20 protein-coding genes are annotated in these 17871 nt (G+C 39.5%); 2 read left to right on the top strand and 18 right to left on the bottom strand.

Features of this window, described 5'->3' with window-relative positions; genetic code table 11:
• Positions 1–31 precede the first annotated feature (31 nt).
• The 3 genes from feoA to yihI form a co-directional block, all read right to left on the bottom strand.
• Positions 32–268 (bottom strand): ferrous iron transporter A, encoded by a 237-nt coding sequence (gene feoA / locus GTH25_RS17035; protein WP_036914344.1) that lies wholly within the window; start codon positions 266–268, stop codon positions 32–34.
• Positions 269–664: 396 nt separating this feature from the next.
• Positions 665–2110, bottom strand: a complete 1446-nt coding sequence (locus GTH25_RS17030; RefSeq protein WP_164530764.1) for a DUF4026 domain-containing protein — start codon at positions 2108–2110, stop codon at positions 665–667.
• A gap of 225 nt (positions 2111–2335) precedes the next feature.
• A complete protein-coding gene (gene yihI / locus GTH25_RS17025) occupies positions 2336–2833 on the bottom strand; it encodes a Der GTPase-activating protein YihI (protein ID WP_075671238.1) in 498 nt (165 codons plus the stop codon).
• A 188-nt stretch (positions 2834–3021) separates the two neighbouring features.
• Here yihI and GTH25_RS17020 point away from each other — a divergent pair, with 188 nt between their 5' ends.
• Both GTH25_RS17020 and GTH25_RS17015 read left to right on the top strand, forming a co-directional pair.
• Positions 3022–4494 (top strand): glycosyltransferase family 39 protein, encoded by a 1473-nt coding sequence (locus GTH25_RS17020; protein WP_075671240.1) that lies wholly within the window; start codon positions 3022–3024, stop codon positions 4492–4494.
• Positions 4495–4496: 2 nt separating this feature from the next.
• Entirely contained in the window at positions 4497–5045 is a 549-nt protein-coding gene (locus GTH25_RS17015; RefSeq protein ID WP_109419323.1) for a GNAT family N-acetyltransferase, read from the top strand.
• 49 nt (positions 5046–5094) lie between these two features.
• Here GTH25_RS17015 and GTH25_RS17010 read toward each other — a convergent pair whose 3' ends face one another.
• The 15 genes from GTH25_RS17010 to greB form a co-directional block, all read right to left on the bottom strand.
• Positions 5095–5406: a monooxygenase gene (locus GTH25_RS17010; RefSeq protein ID WP_098941657.1), complete on the bottom strand. Its 312-nt coding sequence runs from the start codon at positions 5404–5406 to the stop codon at positions 5095–5097.
• An 80-nt stretch (positions 5407–5486) separates the two neighbouring features.
• Positions 5487–6845 carry an NCS2 family permease gene (locus GTH25_RS17005; RefSeq protein ID WP_075671246.1) on the bottom strand — a complete coding sequence of 453 codons (1359 nt, stop codon included), beginning with the start codon at positions 6843–6845 and terminating at the stop codon, positions 5487–5489.
• 156 nt (positions 6846–7001) lie between these two features.
• Positions 7002–7256, bottom strand: coding sequence for a Txe/YoeB family addiction module toxin (locus GTH25_RS17000; RefSeq protein WP_075671248.1), 255 nt, complete (start codon positions 7254–7256; stop codon positions 7002–7004).
• On the bottom strand, positions 7253–7504 hold the full coding sequence (yefM, locus tag GTH25_RS16995; RefSeq protein WP_072068851.1) for a YoeB-YefM toxin-antitoxin system antitoxin YefM: 252 nt from the start codon (positions 7502–7504) through the stop codon (positions 7253–7255). The genes GTH25_RS17000 and yefM overlap by 4 nt, the downstream gene beginning before the upstream one ends.
• Before the next feature lie 228 nt (positions 7505–7732).
• Positions 7733–8485: an amino acid ABC transporter permease gene (locus GTH25_RS16990; RefSeq protein ID WP_075671250.1), complete on the bottom strand. Its 753-nt coding sequence runs from the start codon at positions 8483–8485 to the stop codon at positions 7733–7735.
• A gap of 1 nt (position 8486) precedes the next feature.
• Positions 8487–9224 carry an amino acid ABC transporter permease gene (locus GTH25_RS16985; protein ID WP_075671252.1) on the bottom strand — a complete coding sequence of 246 codons (738 nt, stop codon included), beginning with the start codon at positions 9222–9224 and terminating at the stop codon, positions 8487–8489.
• A 106-nt stretch (positions 9225–9330) separates the two neighbouring features.
• Complete coding sequence (locus GTH25_RS16980; protein WP_036933789.1) at positions 9331–10170, bottom strand: ABC transporter substrate-binding protein; 840 nt, start codon at positions 10168–10170, stop codon at positions 9331–9333.
• 215 nt (positions 10171–10385) lie between these two features.
• Entirely contained in the window at positions 10386–11120 is a 735-nt protein-coding gene (gene phoU / locus GTH25_RS16975) for a phosphate signaling complex protein PhoU (protein WP_075671254.1), read from the bottom strand.
• A 14-nt stretch (positions 11121–11134) separates the two neighbouring features.
• Positions 11135–11911, bottom strand: coding sequence for a phosphate ABC transporter ATP-binding protein PstB (gene pstB, locus GTH25_RS16970; RefSeq protein ID WP_006534565.1), 777 nt, complete (start codon positions 11909–11911; stop codon positions 11135–11137).
• Positions 11912–11940: 29 nt separating this feature from the next.
• Positions 11941–12843: a phosphate ABC transporter permease PstA gene (gene pstA / locus GTH25_RS16965; protein ID WP_075671256.1), complete on the bottom strand. Its 903-nt coding sequence runs from the start codon at positions 12841–12843 to the stop codon at positions 11941–11943.
• Position 12844: 1 nt separating this feature from the next.
• Positions 12845–13804, bottom strand: coding sequence for a phosphate ABC transporter permease PstC (gene pstC / locus GTH25_RS16960; RefSeq protein ID WP_075671258.1), 960 nt, complete (start codon positions 13802–13804; stop codon positions 12845–12847).
• A gap of 77 nt (positions 13805–13881) precedes the next feature.
• Positions 13882–14922 (bottom strand): phosphate ABC transporter substrate-binding protein PstS, encoded by a 1041-nt coding sequence (gene pstS, locus GTH25_RS16955; RefSeq protein ID WP_075671260.1) that lies wholly within the window; start codon positions 14920–14922, stop codon positions 13882–13884.
• Between the two features lie 213 nt (positions 14923–15135).
• Complete coding sequence (envZ, locus tag GTH25_RS16950; RefSeq protein WP_075671262.1) at positions 15136–16476, bottom strand: two-component system sensor histidine kinase EnvZ; 1341 nt, start codon at positions 16474–16476, stop codon at positions 15136–15138.
• Positions 16473–17195, bottom strand: a complete 723-nt coding sequence (ompR, locus tag GTH25_RS16945; RefSeq protein ID WP_075671264.1) for an osmolarity response regulator transcription factor OmpR — start codon at positions 17193–17195, stop codon at positions 16473–16475. The genes envZ and ompR overlap by 4 nt, the downstream gene beginning before the upstream one ends.
• A gap of 149 nt (positions 17196–17344) precedes the next feature.
• Positions 17345–17824: a transcription elongation factor GreB gene (gene greB, locus GTH25_RS16940; RefSeq protein ID WP_075671266.1), complete on the bottom strand. Its 480-nt coding sequence runs from the start codon at positions 17822–17824 to the stop codon at positions 17345–17347.
• Positions 17825–17871: the final 47 nt, after the last annotated feature.

Below are 17871 nucleotides of genomic sequence, written 5' to 3'. Positions count from 1 at the left end.
TTGTCTTGCCTGGTTGAATGAGAAATAACGATTATTTTTCGTTATGAACCACTTCGCTAAGGTTAATGAGTGCGAGATCTTTTTTTCTCAAAATTAGGGATACTCGGTGCGTTTCTATTTGAATAGGATCACCCAGTGGTGCGATACGGATAACGTTAAACACAGCGCCGGGTAACATACCTAAAGATAATAGTTTCTGTCTGTATGCCGGGCTAATCTGAGGTGAGTAGCTCAAGATTTTATAACTGTGATTTGGGATCAGAGACATAATCGTCCTTCCACGAATATTGATACAAAAAATAATGATACTGATAGTTATTTACACGTATGAGGTTCATACCGTCATGGTCAGATTAATTATAATAAATATTTTTAATGCTAATGAGAATTATAATTATCTTTATTGGGTATAATTTAGCCTAGTCTGAGCTTATCTGCACTTGATTTAAATCAATCTGAGAAAAGATATTGAGATGAAATTAGACTGTTTATTTTATCTGTTACTGGACAAAAACAGAATGTGAAAAGTTGAAATGCTTATGTAGCAACAAAATAACAATCAATTAATAATGTTAACGGATGATAATATAAAAGTAGATTTCAAGAATATGAAGAACGCGAGCTTAAGTAAAAAGCTCACGTTGTCATGGTGAATACCCGCTAATTAGTGGGTTTGCTGGTGGCTAAAAAGTTGGTAAATATTGTTAGGGGTATAGCTATCAGCTTCGTATGAAACGACCCAATCTGTTATTAGTGTAGTGTTGATAGGATAGGTTTTACCTTCTTGCATATCCTCAACATAAAATGGCACGTTGAGTAATTTTGCATAAATCGTGTCTCCATCTCTAGACTGTGGTACAAACCACATATGCTCTAGCTCTTTTTCTTCCCCTTCACCATAAGGAATGCCGAACTTGATCATAAACTGCCAAGGGTTTTCGGTCTCTTCAGGTTTGTCTTTTCCTAATAACTTAGAGAGAAAACCACTTTTTTTCTCAACAGGCGGTTGATTGTAGTTATCAAACATAGAAACGAAGTATTCCCAGCGTCGCTTGGCTTTTTCAGACATCTCGTAGGTTTCTTCATTACTGCGCAGTAGCATCATCGCTTGTTGTTCTTCATAACCTCTAAAGAAGGTTTCTAAAACAGGGTTTTCTTCATTGGTTCTAAAGAGCATAGAAGAAGGATGTTGATGATATTCATCACGATCAGCTAAATCACCCAAGAAAATACCATTTGGTGCGCCTTCCGTGTCATAACGCATCTCTTCTAAAGGTCTAAGGTTTTCAAGTGGTGTTGATTGATTAACATGGCGAATACCTTCTTCAAAAGGTAATGCGACAAGATACTCCAAGCCTGATGATGTTTGACCACAAAGCATCGGTTCACCAAATTCGATTTGACGATGATTAATACTGTTGTTAACAAAGCAACGGAAGAGATCAGGAATACCATAGTAAGACTCAAGCATACTGGGAATAACTAAATCGACTTCGGTTAAGCCGCAGCGTGCTAATCCATGAGTGTGGAACCAGAACATAGTCGGTGGTTCATTTTCTGTGTCATAGACAGCATGAATAACATATAAGCTTTCTACTTCGGGATAGAGATCTGGGGTCTCTAATTGAAAGCGTATCCACTCAGGCGTTAATGCCTTACCTGCCGCTGATTCATCTAATGCTAAGACCATTTCAGGTGCGATGATATTGAGAAAGTTCAGTTGATGGCGATAACTTGCCAAAGGATGCAAGGCTTCAGTAAAGAGTGTTTCTAATAATAAATCTTGAGTTGTCGCATTTGCATGTGCGAGTAGTTGTGGTGTGAGTTCGTCAGTCGAATACATTGGACGTATTTCGTAATCTTCATCACGAGGGTAAAGACAGACGAAAAAATGTAACTCGTCATCACCATGTTGGCAGCGATAGAAAAAACCGTCGTCAATATTTTCACTTAGATAATTTATCTCACCATCAGTGTAATCGGTTTGCTCTTCTAGGCGTTGTTCAATAAGCGCATAGTTTAGTGGCTGTGCAGGGAAAGCCACTATACGAGAGGGCACTTTTTCTCCTTGCCCGGCTGCGATATCTAAGTACTGCTGTCTGTTATCCATATTTTTTATCACTCGTATATTAAAGATAGAAAAATAGAATATCAGGGATAACAAGAGAGGAATAGATGGAGTTATCTGAGCTTGGGGTAGTTAATTGATCTATTGTTAATAGTGAGGATTAATGAAAAATAAAAAAGCGAGTGTCTTATAAAAAATAACGGATATCAATAAGTTATTGATATCCGTTAGATGTAAGGTAATTAAGGCGAATGATTAGCCTTTTGATTATTTACCTTTCAGTAATTGCATGATGTCTTCAGTTTTTTCTTCATCGTCATCATCTTCAAACTCAATACCTAGCTCAACCATTAATTCGTCAATACGATCAAGGGTTTTCTCAGTATAAGCCTGTTCTTCTGCATTGAGTTTTTCACCGTTTTCAAGACGAGACAGTAATTCATCTAAACGTGTGTCGTTTTCTAACAGGTCTAATTCTTGTTCAGGCGTTAAACGAACTGGCTCAGCTTTAACTGGCGCAGGTTTTTTCTTCACGACTTTTGGTGCATCGCCCACAATCAGAGGGATCGGTTTTTTGCTACCAATACGTGGATCTTTCGGTGCTGTATTTTGAGCTTGCTGTTTATTTTCCGCTTCCTGCTGACGGTTACCGGCAGGATTGCCACGGTGTTTCTTTTGACGTTTACGTTCACGTCCTTCCGCGTTCAGCTCTTCACGTGATTTTTTACGTGCTTTAGCTGCGGGCTTTCTTTTAATCATATTCATAATGGTAACTCGATAGTGATCTTCTTGGTTGCGCAATCTATCAGAAACAAATTTTCAATAAAAGCGCAAATTTAAGACAATTTAATTTTTGCTCACGTACAATGTGCGGTTCGTTTCACTATACTTTACTGTGTTGAGACGTCAATTAATGACCAAACTAAATTAATCAACTTAAATTTCTATTTATTATGACATTATCATCTACACAATTACGTAAACCAGTATATTGGTGGGTTATTGGTTATGCAGCACTTTGGATCTTAGTGAGTTATCTCTTTGACCCTACTGTGCCTTATGATGCCGTAGAGGCTGTCAATTGGGGCACTAACGGAGGGTGGGGTTCCCCTAAAAATCCTTGGTTTGTTGGCTTTATAATGACACCTGCTATTTACGGCGGTATCGATTTTAGCTTTTATTGGTATTTTATCCACTTTATTATCATTGCTATTGGATTATTAGGGGTTTGGAACTTAGCTTATAAATTGACGCAAAATACTAACTTAGCTTGGTTTGCTATGTTGGCGCTTAATTTATCTGGTGTTATCAACTTTGATATTATCCCTTATAACGATAACTATATTCTAGTTGGTTGTTGGGCATGGGCGTTCTATTTTTTCCTTTGTGCTATTAATGATAATCAAAAATATTGGATTGGTTTTGCGATTACGATGGGTATTGCCACAATGGGGAAATATTCATCATTAGCTTTTATTGGTTCTGTATTTTTATCAAGCCTTTTTGTGCCTAAAGTTCGAGCAAGTTATTGTTCACCTTATTTCTATTTAGCATTGGCTATTTGGTTTGCTTTTGTTATTCCCAACTTTATTTGGTTATGGCAAACCGATTTTGCGGCGTTTAAATGGGTCGATTCTCAAATAGAGAGCCGTTTTAATTTGCGTACGACGCGTGCTGCACTGACTGTTTTTTACCCTGTGATTTTAATGTGGGGGATTTTACGTTTTTATGGTGGACGTGTAAGTTGGTCTGCTTCTAAAGATAGCCAATTACTCAATTTTATTTTTCTGTTTCCATTAACGATTATTTTTATTTGGTTTAGTTTTCATGAAGGGGGGCGTATCACTGAGTGGTTGCAACCTTTTATGTCAATTGCGACTGCACTTTTTGTGGGCTCAATTAGTGTCATGCCCAAACGTTCATTGCGTGGTGCGCTGTATGGTTTAGGTGTTTTTGGTATGTTAGTTGTTTCTGGTTATACCGTTGTTCAAGCCGCTAATGTGCGTAATGCAGGTCAAAAATTTATCGGTATAAAAACCTTTGTGCAAAATGTTGAACAAGCTTGGCATCAGCATTATCACACACCGTTAGCGTATGTTGGGGGGGAATATATGCATGAATGGGTCACTTTTTATGGTAAAGATAGGCCTCTATCTTCACAGCCTTGGATATTAGAAGAAAATGTGCAGCCTCCGAATATTTATAATCGACATATTACGCTCCAACAATTAGAGGAAAAAGGTGTCGTATTGGTGGGTAAAGTTGGCTATTACTGTGAAAAAGCCCATTTTGATGAAGGCTTAAAGCACTGGCCGAGTTTAAAAATAGCCGATACTCAAGAGATCATGTTTCGTGCTGAACCCGATGCTATTGCTGAGCCTGTTTGTATTGCTTTTGTGGCCCCAAAAACACATAAGGAAAAGTAGAGATGCGTTATGCTGATATTCAGGTTGAAACAGAAAGATTAAGATTGCGTCCTTTTGAAATGGGGGATGCTGAAGATTGGTTTAAGATCATGAGTTCAGCTGAAGTGACGCGTTATTGGAGCCATCTTCCTTGGCAGTCACTGCGAGAAGCGCAAGAAGATATTATTCAAGATATCACGCATATGGAAAGAAAAGAGTATCTGCGCTTAGCGGTGATAGATAAAGCAACAAATGCACTGATGGGCATGTGTGTTTTCTTTAATCATTACCCAAATTCACGACGTGGTGAAATTGGATATTGCCTTGATACAGCTTATCAAGGCAAAGGTGTTATGAAAGAAGCGATGGTTGCGTTTATCACGTATCTTCAAACACATCTATCTGTTCGTCGTTTAGAAGCGGATATCCACCCTGATAATAAAGCATCTGCTGCGTTGTTAGCGAAATTAGGTTTTGAGCAAGAAGGGTATTTAAAACAGCGCTGGATAGTCGGTGATGAAGTTTCTGATTCTATTGTTTTTGGTTTGCTGTTGCCCACAAAAGCAGAGTAATTGCAGAAAATAGAAAGGCACAAGTGGCATATAACACTTGTGCTTTTAGCTACTTAGCCAAAAAACAGGCTTGATTTTTTAAGCTTAAAGCTTGGTTTACTGCAAAAATATCACCACGTACTTCTGGAATACCAAACGATTTTAACCGAGCGCTGTGTTTCTCTAAATAAGCTTGAGCATTTTCTTTTGAATCAAAAAGATAAATCCCACCTGCTTTTTGGGTTTCTTTATTTTCAGTCCAAATTTTCCAAATAAAGCCAGGCTCTTGATTGATTGATGCAGATAATGCATCCATAGCTTGTGTCATTTCATCACCGAAAGGACCATGATAAGGGAAATCTACTTGTAAAAGTACGTGCATAATCACCTCTTTTCTTATAAAAAACGGCACGTTATTGGTGCCGTTTTGTCTGTATCATGATGATCTTAATTTATTGAATATTAGAATAAAGAATTCAAATCAATCACATGAGTATCAATGAGTAATATTTTTAAAATAAATAGCAGTGAAACAATCACAACACAGAGATTAATTTCTTTCCAGCGGAAAGTACCCACTTTCATAACACAGTAAGCAATAAAGCCTAGTGCGATACCTTCTGTGATGGAAAAGCTAAATGGCATCATGACCGCGGTGATAAAAGCAGGAACGGATTCTGTTAAATCATCCCACTTCACGCGTGTAAGGCTGGATGTCATTAATACACCCACATAAATCAGTGCCCCTGCCGTTGCATAGCTTGGCACCATACCTGCTAGTGGTGACAAGAAGATAGCGAGTAAGAAAAGAATACCCACAACAACGGCAGTTAAACCTGTACGACCACCAACAGAAACCCCCGAAGTACTTTCGATAAAGGCAGTTACAGACGATGTACCCATTGCAGAGCCTGCAACAGAACTTAAGCTATCAACATATAACGCTTGTTTCATTCGTGGAAACTTGCCTTTGTCATCAGTTAAACCTGCTTTATCAGTGACACCAATTAATGTGCCTGAAGAGTCAAATAGGTTAACCAACATAAAAGCAAAGATCACGCCAGAAAGACCGATATCTAAGGCGCCCATAATATCAACTTTACCAACAACGGTTGTGATAGAAGGAGGAACAGCGAAGATACCTTGATATTGAACATCACCTAAAAGAAGACCAATTACAGTGGTGATAACAATTGAGATAAGAATTGCGGCATGAATATTACGAGCAGCAAGAATAGCGATAATAAAAAAGCCTAATGCACCTAATAATACGTTATGAGAAGCAAAATTACCGATAGTAACGATGGTATCGTTGTTAGGAATAATAATACCGGAGTTTTTTAAGCCCATCATGGCGATAAAAAGACCGATACCGCTAGTAATACCAACACGTAAACTCAGTGGAATATGGGCAATTATCCAGTAGCGAATACGAAAGAGAGTCAGCAAAAATAGCCCTACTGCACCCCAAAAAATCGCCCCCATAGCGACTTCCCATGAGTAACCCATAGCACCAACGACTACGAAGGCAAAGAATGCGTTTAAGCCCATCGCAGGCGCAACAGCAATAGGTAAATTTGCTACTAATCCCATTAAAATACTGCCGAAAGCTGCAATTAAGCAGGTCGTCACGAAGACGGCTTTGATATCCATATTGGCAGCAGCAAGAATTTGAGGGTTAACGAAGATAATATAAACCATCGTTAAGAAAGTCGTGATACCCGCAATCAGTTCGGTGCGAGCGTTTGTGCCGTGTTCTTGTAGCTTAAACAGGCGTTGGAGCAAACCCTGTGATCCAGAATTTGGTGATGACATGCTCATAGACAAAAGATCCCAAAAAAAATGTTTTTCGCTTTATCCTACACAAATAAAACAATAACTGCACCTAAAAAAGTAATCGATTGCGTAGAGGGAAAATCTAAAGCTTAAAAATACTTTGAGATCCTTTAAGAGTTAAACTGGATAAATGTAAGGAGGCTAATAGTGGTATCGACATGATGCAATTTCTATAGCGGAATCAGTAATACGGTAGATAAGGCGATGTTCATCAGTGATCCGTCTTGACCAAAAACCTGCTAAATTATGTTTCAAGGGCTCTGGTTTACCTATTCCGCTAAACGGTGTTCTTTTAATATCTTTTATGAGTTCGTTAATGCGTTTAATTATTTTCTTGTCTATTTGTTGCCAATAAAGATAATCACTCCATGATTGCTCAGAAAAAATTAATTTCATTCCGTTATATCCTTTTCTATACCTTTACCTTGGTTCAGTTCATCAATAGAATCGAGCAAATGGCGCGCATTCGCTGGAGATCGTAACAGATAGGCAGTTTCTTCTAGTGCTTGGTATTCATCAAGAGATAAAAGAACACATGGAATACCCTTTTGCCTTGTGATCATGATGGGTACTCTATCATCAATTGTTTCATTCATAATTGAAGTTAAGTTTTGTCTTGCTTCTGTATAATTTATCGTTTTCATCTTGTTATCCAGAGAGTTATATCTACTTTGGTCGAATTATACACGATTTGGTATTTAAGTACAGAAGTAAGTACTTGATGGGTGTGTGGAGATTATTTAGTAAGGCATGATGATAGGTATTTAGTTTTGTCTAGCAAATAATAATTAAAGCCAACACACTAATTATATTGGTAATTTTACTTTTTTCTATTATTTAAAGAAGGCCAAATATTTTTAGCCTTCTTTGCATTAACCTAAACTCTTCTCAACAAATTGTCTCTTTTTTATCGGCAACACCATTTGCCAAAAAGGGCGTTTCTCTTTTTGTGTTGAGAATAATTTAGCCACTCTATTGGCAATAATTTCCAATGAAAAACAGAGAATAAAATAGATAAAAGCAACGAATAGAAAAACTTCCATTGGATAAACCATACTGCGGTTATTAACTTGGGTCGCTAAGAAAGAAAGCTCACCCACACCCACTACATAAGCTAGTGAAGTATCTTTAATTAAGGCTATCCACTGATTAATAAACGAAGGTACCATCATGCGTAATGCTTGTGGTAATACGATATACCACAACACTTGCCAGCGATTAAAACCTAGCGATAACCCTGCTTGCCATTGCCCTTTTCCAATCGCCAAAATACCGGCTTTAACGCCATGCGCAATATAAGACGATGTAATTAAAGCTAACGCACAAATTACCGTGGTGATTTCAGGTATTTCCATCCCTAATATAACAGGCAATAAAAAATAGACCCAAAATATCAACATAATGACGGGAATTGCACGGAAAAAACCTAAAAAAGCCGCAAAAAGGTTAACCCAGACGCCCCTAAGCATAGCCAAAGCAATGCCACCTAATGTACCCAAAATAATTGATGCAATACCAGCAATGATACTGATAAAGATGGTCAGTGCTGCACCTTCTAAAGGCCCGTCAGGATAAGCACCAAAGAGTAAGTACTGCCAGTTATCAGCAATAACAGTAAAGTCCATATTAATACCCTTGTGCTAGTTTACGTTGCTGATGCCATTGTCCCCAAGCTTCCATCAATGCGATTGCTGCAATATAGAGAATCGTTGCAACCCCAAAGGCTTCAAAGGTGCGTAAAGACTCTGTTTCGACTTGTCTTGATGCGTAAGAAAGCTCCGCAACACCTATAGCCATAGTCAGTGATGAGTTTTTTATTACATTCATGTATTGACCCAATAATGGGGGCAGAGCAATACGAAAAGCTTGGGGTAAAATCACATAACGCATAGATTGCCATTGCGTTAGACCTAATGCTAAAGAGGCATATTTTTGCCCTTGTTTAACACCTTGAATACCGGCTCTTAGCTCTTCGGCAATAAATGGCGTTGAGTAAAATGTCAGACCCACAATGCCCGCTAAAAACTCAAAAGAAGGCCAAGAAAGGGTTACACCTAAAAATGCAATCTCATGAGGCGTGTTTAACCATATCATGGCGCTTTGTGGCAGAATTTCGCCTGATGCGAAATACCAAAAGAATAACTGTACTAACAGCGGAGTGTTACGAAACAGCGAAGTATAAGCCGTGGCTAACCAGCGTAATGGTGTAAAAGCACTATCTCTTGCAGCACTAAGGGCAAAGCTCATTAATGTTGCAATGACAATAGTCCAAAAAGAGATAAGCAAGGTGATTAGAAAACCATTCCAGAGCCAACTTAAATAGTGTGGCTCAAGAAGGTAATGTGAAAGAAATTGCTCAAACATATAATAGGCCTATTGTAGACACCAAACCCCGCAAAGGCGGGGTAGGTGTTTTAATAAAGGAATAACTTTTTTTTGATGAAAGAAGAAAGTTATTACGCTTTAACGATCAAGATTGTGGTGTTTGCTCTGATAGTGGGGCAAATTTAAAATCACCACGAGGTTGAGCCGATTTTGTTTCAGGACCAAACCAACGATTGTAGATCTCGTCTGCCTTACCTTCTTTTTCTAATCTTAATAGAGTGTTATTGATTTCGTTAATTAAACGCTCTTCACCTTTAGCAGCTGCAACTGCTTGGTATTCACGGGTGATACTAAATGATGACACTTCAAAATCGGCTTTAATGGCATCAGGAAGATTTGCTAATAAACCGACTAATTTCGCATCGTCTTGTGTGATAGCTTGTACGTTACCGTTACGTAATGCAGCGAAAGCCAGTGGTGTATCGTCATAAGAGATAACTTTGGTGTCAGGATAGCGTTCACGTAATGTGATTTCTTGAACAGTACCTTTATCTGCACCAATACGCAGTGAGTGGATTTGTTCCGGGTTAGTTAAAACCCCTTTACGTGCAATAAATTTTTGTCCGGTTGCAAAGTAAGGAACAGAGAAATCAACTTGCTTAGCGCGTTCATCGGTAATGGTGAAGTTCGCCGCGATTAAATCGACTTTTTTAGAGCTTAAAAGTGGAATACGGTTTGCTGGGTTTGTTGGACGCAGTTCCAGTTTTACACCTAGATCTTTGGCGATCTCATTGGCGATATCTGCATCATAACCTGCAAGTTTTTTGGTTTGAGGATCAATAAACCCAAACGGAGGATTACTGTCAAAAATCGCGATACGTACTACACCTGCTTTTTTTATATCATCAAGTTTATCTGCTTTTGCAATACCAGAGAAAAGCACAGAGCCTGCAATTAATGCTGTTGCCAAGACACGTAATTTCATTATTCACCCCAAAGAAAAGAATTATCATCGTTATGTTGGATATCACGCTATCAAGTTGATCTAAGTTCATAAAATAATAAAAATTGATATGAATATGCTTTTAAGGAATAAGATGAGAAAAAGTGTTGAGCTAGAACGGTATTCATTTATGAGTGAATAAAAAAAACAGCGACAATTATGTCGCTGTTTTGAAGAGAAGAAAAAGAGAGAGAAATTTATTTAGAAGCGTTACTGTCGTCACTTCTTGTTAGCATTTTTTCTACTTGGTCGCCTCCTAAATGGCGGAAATCATGACCTTTTACGTAATAGAAAATAAACTCACAAATGTTCTGACAACGGTCGCCGATACGTTCAATAGAACGCGCACAAAATAGTGCGGTGAGTACACTAGGAATGGTGCGAGGATCTTCCATCATATAAGTCATTAATTGACGGACGATACCTTCATATTCGTTATCAATTTTAGCGTCTTCACGATAGATACGTACTGCTTCATCTAAATCCATACGCGCAAAGGCATCAAGAACATCGTGAAGCATTTGTATAGCGTGTTGGCCTAAAGATTCTAAGCTCACGAGCAGTGGTTGATGCTGGTGTGAAAACTTTTCAAGTGCGGTTTTACAGATTTTTTCAGCAACATCGCCAATACGTTCTAGTTCAGCGATCGTTTTTGATATCGCCATAATTAAACGTAAGTCACTCGCTGTTGGCTGGCGTTTAGCAATAATTCGCATACACGCATCATCAATAGCGACTTCCATCATATTGACGTTATGGTCACCTTGAATAACTTCGTTTGCCAATGCTTGGTCTTGATTATGCATTGCCATAACAGCTTTTTTCAGTTGCTCTTCAACAAGCCCACCCATAACCATCAGCTCAGTACGGATATGCTCTAACTCAGCATTAAATTGACCAGAAATATGCTTATTGTGATTTAAATTATCCATTTATTGCCTCGTTATCAGCCATAACGCCCAGTGATGTAATCTTCAGTTTGTTTTTTTGCAGGACGCGTAAATAACGTATCCGTATCGCTAAATTCAATTAACTCACCTAAATACATAAATGCTGTGTAATCAGAACAACGTGCTGCTTGTTGCATGTTATGTGTCACGATAACTACGGTATATTCTGATTTGAGTTCACTGATAAGTTCTTCAATACGACCTGTTGAGATTGGGTCAAGTGCTGAACAAGGCTCATCAAGTAATAAAACCTCAGGACGAATAGCGATACCGCGTGCTATACATAAACGTTGTTGTTGACCGCCAGAAAGACTATATCCACTCTGATGTAATTTATCTTTAGTTTCATTCCATAATGCGGCTTTAGTCAAAGCCCACTGAACTCGTTCATCCATATCAGCGCGAGACAATTTTTCGAATAAACGTACACCAAAGGCGATGTTGTCATAGATTGACATCGGGAAAGGGGTTGGTTTTTGGAATACCATTCCGACCTTGGCGCGTAATAACGCAATATCTTGTTTATCTGTCAGGATATTGTTGCCATCTAGCAGAATTTCACCTTCTGCACGTTGTTCACCATAAAGCTCATACATTTTATTAAAAGTACGCAGTAAGGTTGATTTACCACAGCCAGAAGGGCCGATAAATGCAGTTACCTTATTTTTGGCAATATCTAAAGAGATATTTTTCAGCGCATGGAATTTACCGTAGTAGAAGTTCAAATCACGAACTTGAATTTTATTTCCTGCGTTATCATTAGCCATAATCATTCAACGTCTCTCTTGCTTAACTTTCTGCGTTAACCGTGCTTGCGTTTAGCAAATAGCACGCGCGCAATAATATTGATAAATAGAACACAGAGGGTGATAAGTAATACGCCAGCCCAGGCAAGCTCTTGCCATTCTGCGAAAGGACTCATGGCGAACTTAAAGATAGTCACAGGTAGGTTAGCTATCGGTTCGTTTAAGTCTGTGCTCCAGAATTGATTTGATAGTGAAGTAAATAACAGTGGTGCAGTTTCGCCTGCAATACGCGCAATCGCTAATAACACACCTGTGATAATGCCTGAAACCGAGGCTTTTAAGGTGATTTTAGAGATCATCTTCCACTTTGGTGTTCCTAATGCGTAAGCGGCTTCGCGTAAGCTATCAGGCACTAACTTCAACATATTTTCAGTGGTGCGAATAACAATAGGAATTTGCAATAACGCTAAGGCGACAATTCCTGCCCATCCTGAAAAGTGCTGCATCTGTGCGACAACAATGGTGTAGACAAAGAGCCCGACAACAATGGATGGCGCTGACAGCAAGATATCGTTAATAAAACGTGTGGTTTCAGCAAGCCATGAGCGACGACCATATTCAGCAAGATAAATCCCTGCAAGAATGCCTAATGGTGTTCCAATCACGGTTGCCCAAAGGATGAGTAATCCACTACCGGCAATAGCATTTGCCAATCCACCACCTTCCGTATTAGGTGGCGGAGTCATCTCTGTGAAAAGGGCTAATGACATACCATCAAAGCCTTTGGTGAAGGTGGAGAATAAAATCCACGTTAACCAAAAAAGACCAAATGCCATGGTTGAGACAGACAAAAACAGTGCGATACGGTTTTTTTGACGACGCCAAAGTTGGCGTTTATGGCGTACACGCAATTCGTTTTCTGTTTGAACTCGCAATGAAGAAGAGGATGTTTTAGACATATCAGCGCGCTCCTTCATTTTTTGATAAACGTAATGTCATAAACTTAGAAATCGCAAGGACGATAAAGGTGATGACAAACAGGATAAGCCCTAATTCCATTAATGCGGCAGTGTGTAATCCCGTTTCTGCTTCAGCAAATTCGTTCGCTAATGCAGACGTAATACTGTTACCCGGCATAAACAGCGAGGCGGAGTCTAATTGGTAGGTATTACCGATGATAAAGGTTACTGCCATAGTTTCACCTAAGGCGCGTCCTAATCCCAACATCACACCACCGATAACGCCATTTCGGGTATAAGGTAGAACGATATTCCAAATCACTTCCCATGTTGTACAGCCAATGCCGTAGGCAGACTCTTTCATCATAACAGGCGTTTGTTCAAACACATCGCGCATTACAGACGCAATATAAGGAATGATCATGATAGCGAGGATAACGCCCGCAGCTAAGATACCAATACCAAAAGCAGGGCCTGAGAAAAGCTCGCCAACGATAGGGATAGAAGAAAGCACATTGCCTACAGGCTCTTGGAAATAGGTTGCAAAGAGCGGTGCGAAAACAAATAGCCCCCACATACCATAGACAATACTTGGAATAGCCGCGAGTAACTCAATAGCGATACCTAACGGTCGTTTTAACCAATTAGGGGCTAATTCAGTTAAGAAAAGAGCGATACCAAAGCTGACAGGAACGGCAATAACCAGCGCGATGATTGACGTTACAATGGTGCCGTAAATAGGCACTAATGCCCCAAACTCCTGAGCAGGAGGATCCCACTCTTTCGACCATAAGAATGAAAGGCCGAATTGTTGAATACTTGGCCATGAGGCGAAAATCAGTGAAACAATGATACCTGTTAAAAGCAAAAGTGTAATCAACGCAGCTAGACGAACCAGTGCGCTGAAAATAACGTCCCCTCGTTTACTAGGGGCCTTTATTACCGTTGTATGCTCGGCCATAAAGCCTCTTTTAATTTATTACCCCCTGTTTAGCAGGGGGTGAACGTTAACTTATCTCTTAATGGCTACCGATTTTATTAGTAAATCGGCTTACCATTACTGTCTTTAATACTAGTTTTCCATGCTGCACGAATTTGTTCTACAACTTCGACTGGTAATACGGCGTAATCTAGATTTTTCGCTTCTTGATTACCTTTGTCGTAAGCCCAATTGAAGAAATTCAGCACTTCTTTACCTTTTTCTGCATTTTGCTGTTTTTGATGCACTAAGATAAAGGTCGTTGAAGTAATCGGCCATGCATTTTCACCTTTCTGGTTAGTTAGGTCTTGTGCAAAGCTTTTGCTCCAATCAATTTTTCTTGCTGCGGCACTAAAGCTATCTGCTGTTGGTGCAATTACTTCGCCATCAGCTGTGACTAATTTAGTATAAGCAAGGTTGTTTTGTTTCGCATAAGCATATTCAACATAACCAATTGAACCTGGTACACGTTGAACGAATGCTGCGATACCATCATTCCCTTTTCCACCTAAGCCTGTCGGCCACTTAACAGTAGAGCCAGCGCCTACTTCATCTTTCCATGCGCTATTTACTTTTGATAAATAACTAGTGAAAACGAAAGATGTTCCTGAACCATCAGCACGGCGAATAACCGCGATATTCTGGTCTGGTAATTTTACGCCCGGATTGAGTTTGCTAATGGCAGGATCGTTCCATTTTTGGATCTTACCTAGATAGATATTACCGATAGTATCGCCGTCTAAGGTCAGTTCACCTGATTTGATACCAGGAATATTGACTGCCATAACAACGCCACCAATCACGGTAGGGAATTGGAATAAACCATCAGCTTGTAATTTTTCGTCTGTTAATGGTGCATCAGAAGCACCAAAATCAACAGTATTTGCATTGATTTGTTTAACACCACCAGAGGATCCAATGCCTTGGTAGTTAATTTTGTTACCCGTTTCTTTCTGATAGGAATCTGCCCATTTAGCATAAACTGGGGCAGGGAACGTTGCGCCAGCACCAGTCAGCGAGGTCGTTGCCTGTGCAGAAAGAGCGGTCATTGAAAACGCAGCGGCAATGACACTAGTCAGGGTGGTACGCATCAGTTTCATAATCCCTCCTGTGGGATAGGTAGAATAATTTTCGACATCTATCAACTTCGGTTACGGTACGCACAGACAATAGGTCAGTTTGATGACAATTAAATGTCTTAATTGTGACAGTTTTATGACAAAGCAAAAAAATGATGAAATATTTGTAGGAGGAGAGAAATTAGAATGGAAATGGCGTAATAAAAAAGCACTTCAATACTTGAATAGAGAGGACTAATCGTCCTCATCATTGCGCTCTTTTAATGGGAAGTTAGCACGGATAAGTAATCCGCCTTTAACGCTATCATCAAGCTCAACATAACCGCCGTGGGCATCCATGATACGGCGAATAATAGATAATCCTAAACCAGCACCTGTTGAGCTACGCGCTTGTTCACCTTGAACAAATGGTTGGAAAAGACGTTGTCTATCTTCTTGTGGAATGCCGGGACCATCATCTTCAACTTGGAACCAAGCATACTCTTCATTTTTTCCACTTGAAACGCTTATCCAGCCATTACCATAGCGAGTGGCATTCACAATCATATTGGCGAGTGCTCGTTTTACTGCAATAGGGTTAGCTGTGATATTAATAGGCTCAGGATGAAGATGTTCTTCGCTGATTTTTCCCGAATTAGATTCGGCTGAAATGACTTCTTGTAATAGATTATTCATATTACATAGTTCTAAAGACATCTCTTTACCTGTGCGCATATAGTCTAAGAATTGCCCAATAATGGCATCACAATCTTCAATATCTTTATTGATAGAGTCTGCGAGGTAGCTATCTTCGGGACTCATCATTTCAGTTGCCAGACGAATTCGCGTCAATGGTGTACGCAAATCATGGCTGACACCTGCCATAACGAGTGTTCTATCATTATCTAATGAGCGAATTCCTGATGACATCTGGTTAAAGGCTCGAATAATTGAGCGCATTTCAGAAGAGCCAGATTCAGGAATGGGAGGAGGAATAACCCCTTTTCCAATGCGACGCGCTGCATATTCCACTTCATTTAGTGGGCGATTTTGAAAACGGCTATAGAGCCAGAAAAAAGCGACAACGATAATAATAAAAATGATCGCTTGTCGATAAACAGGGAGTAAGAAATTTTGCCCTAATTCAGTCAACGGAACACGTATCCAAAGCGAGGGCGACATATGCGTATTGACCCATAAAACAGGGTATTCCAGCGTGTTTTCGATCCAAATTTCGGTTTTTCCCCCCAGATGTTCAGTCATCTGCTCACTTAACTCATCATCTATTTTTGCCCAATAAAGCCCTTCTTCAAGTGCTGCTTTTTTATCAAAGAAAGAAATGCCTAATTCGTTATAGATTTTATTACGTAAAGCAGGGGAAATTTTTAGTGGGGTACCATCAACGAGGATCAGTTCCTCAGGCATTAAAGCACGTATTTCATACGCTAATACTTTATTAAATTGCTGAAGGCTTGGCCCAACAATAAGGTGTTGCACAACGATATAACTGGCTATCAAGCTAAAAAAGAGGAGCGAGATAACCAGAAATAACGAGCGTGTTAGTTTATTGTGAGGAGAAAGCCTCAGCCTTCTCATTGAGCACTGGTTCCATCAGGGACAAAGACGTAACCAAGACCCCAAACCGTTTGAATGTAACGAGGGTGTGTTGGATCTTCTTCAATCATGCGACGTAAACGAGAGATTTGAACGTCAATTGAACGCTCCATAGCACTGTATTCTCGACCACGAGCAAGGCTCATTAATTTGTCACGAGAAAGAGGTTCACGAGGGTGTGATACCAGCACTTTCAATACAGCAAATTCACCACTAGTCAGAGGCATATGCTCTTCTTCGTGGAACATTTCACGTGTACCCAGATTTAGCTTGAACTTACCAAAAGTAATAATGGCGTTATCTTGCGAAGGTGCGCCAGGTAATTCATTCGCTTGACGACGAAGAACGGCACGAATACGTGCGAGTAATTCTCTTGGGTTAAATGGTTTTGATATGTAATCATCAGCACCAATTTCAAGTCCAACAATTCTATCAACCTCTTCCCCTTTTGCTGTAACCATAATAATAGGGATAGGGTTGTTTTGGCTTCTTAAGCGACGGCAAATAGATAGGCCATCTTCACCTGGAAGCATTAAATCGAGCACAATAAGATGGATAGATTCGCGAGTGAGCAGACGATCCATCTGATCGGCGTTTGCAGCAGTACGGATTTGAAAACCCTGCTCTGTCAAATAGCGCTCTAAGAGTGAACGCAGACGTAAATCATCATCCACGATTAGCACTTTATAACTTTCTTGCATTTTTTAAGCTCCCGAAGTGCAAATGCTTTTATTAGCGAATTCTATCATCGTTAAGAATATTAAACCAAAACCAAAGAATAAATGTTAATAATTTATAGATAAAACTTGTTCATTCGCTTTACTGAAGGGGATAAAACTATTTATTTATCTTATTCCGAATAATATTTGATAGATAATACGCAGTAATTAACTTCACCACCTGGTGTCTGCACACAAATTTCATCGTCAACTTGCTTACCAATAAGCGCTCTGGCAACAGGGGAATCAATAGAAATCCACTGTTTTGCTGGATCAAACTCATCGGGACCCACAAGCCTAAAGGTTTTGACATTTTCGTCATCATCTTCAAGTGTGACCCAAGCACCAAAATAGACTTTTCCTTCTTGGCGAGGATCAGGATCAACGATTTTTAATTCATCAAGACGTTTTGATAAAAAACGAACACGTCTATCAATTTCACGTAATCGCTTCTTTCCATAAATATATTCAGCATTTTCTGAACGGTCGCCCTGAGCAGCTGCTTCTGAAACCGATTGTGTAACACGCGGTCGCTCTTCTTTCCAAAGATATTTTAGCTCTTTGTCTAAGGCATACCAGCCATCACGAGTAATATAGTTACTTTTTGCCATTACGAATAAAAACTATCATCAACATTGAATTTCATAAAGGTACTATA

The organism is Proteus terrae subsp. cibarius (assembly GCF_011045835.1).
Lineage (GTDB): Bacteria > Pseudomonadota > Gammaproteobacteria > Enterobacterales > Enterobacteriaceae > Proteus > Proteus cibarius.
The sequence above is the reverse complement of the archived record's forward strand: the minus strand, read 5'-3'. Positions and strand labels throughout refer to the sequence as shown.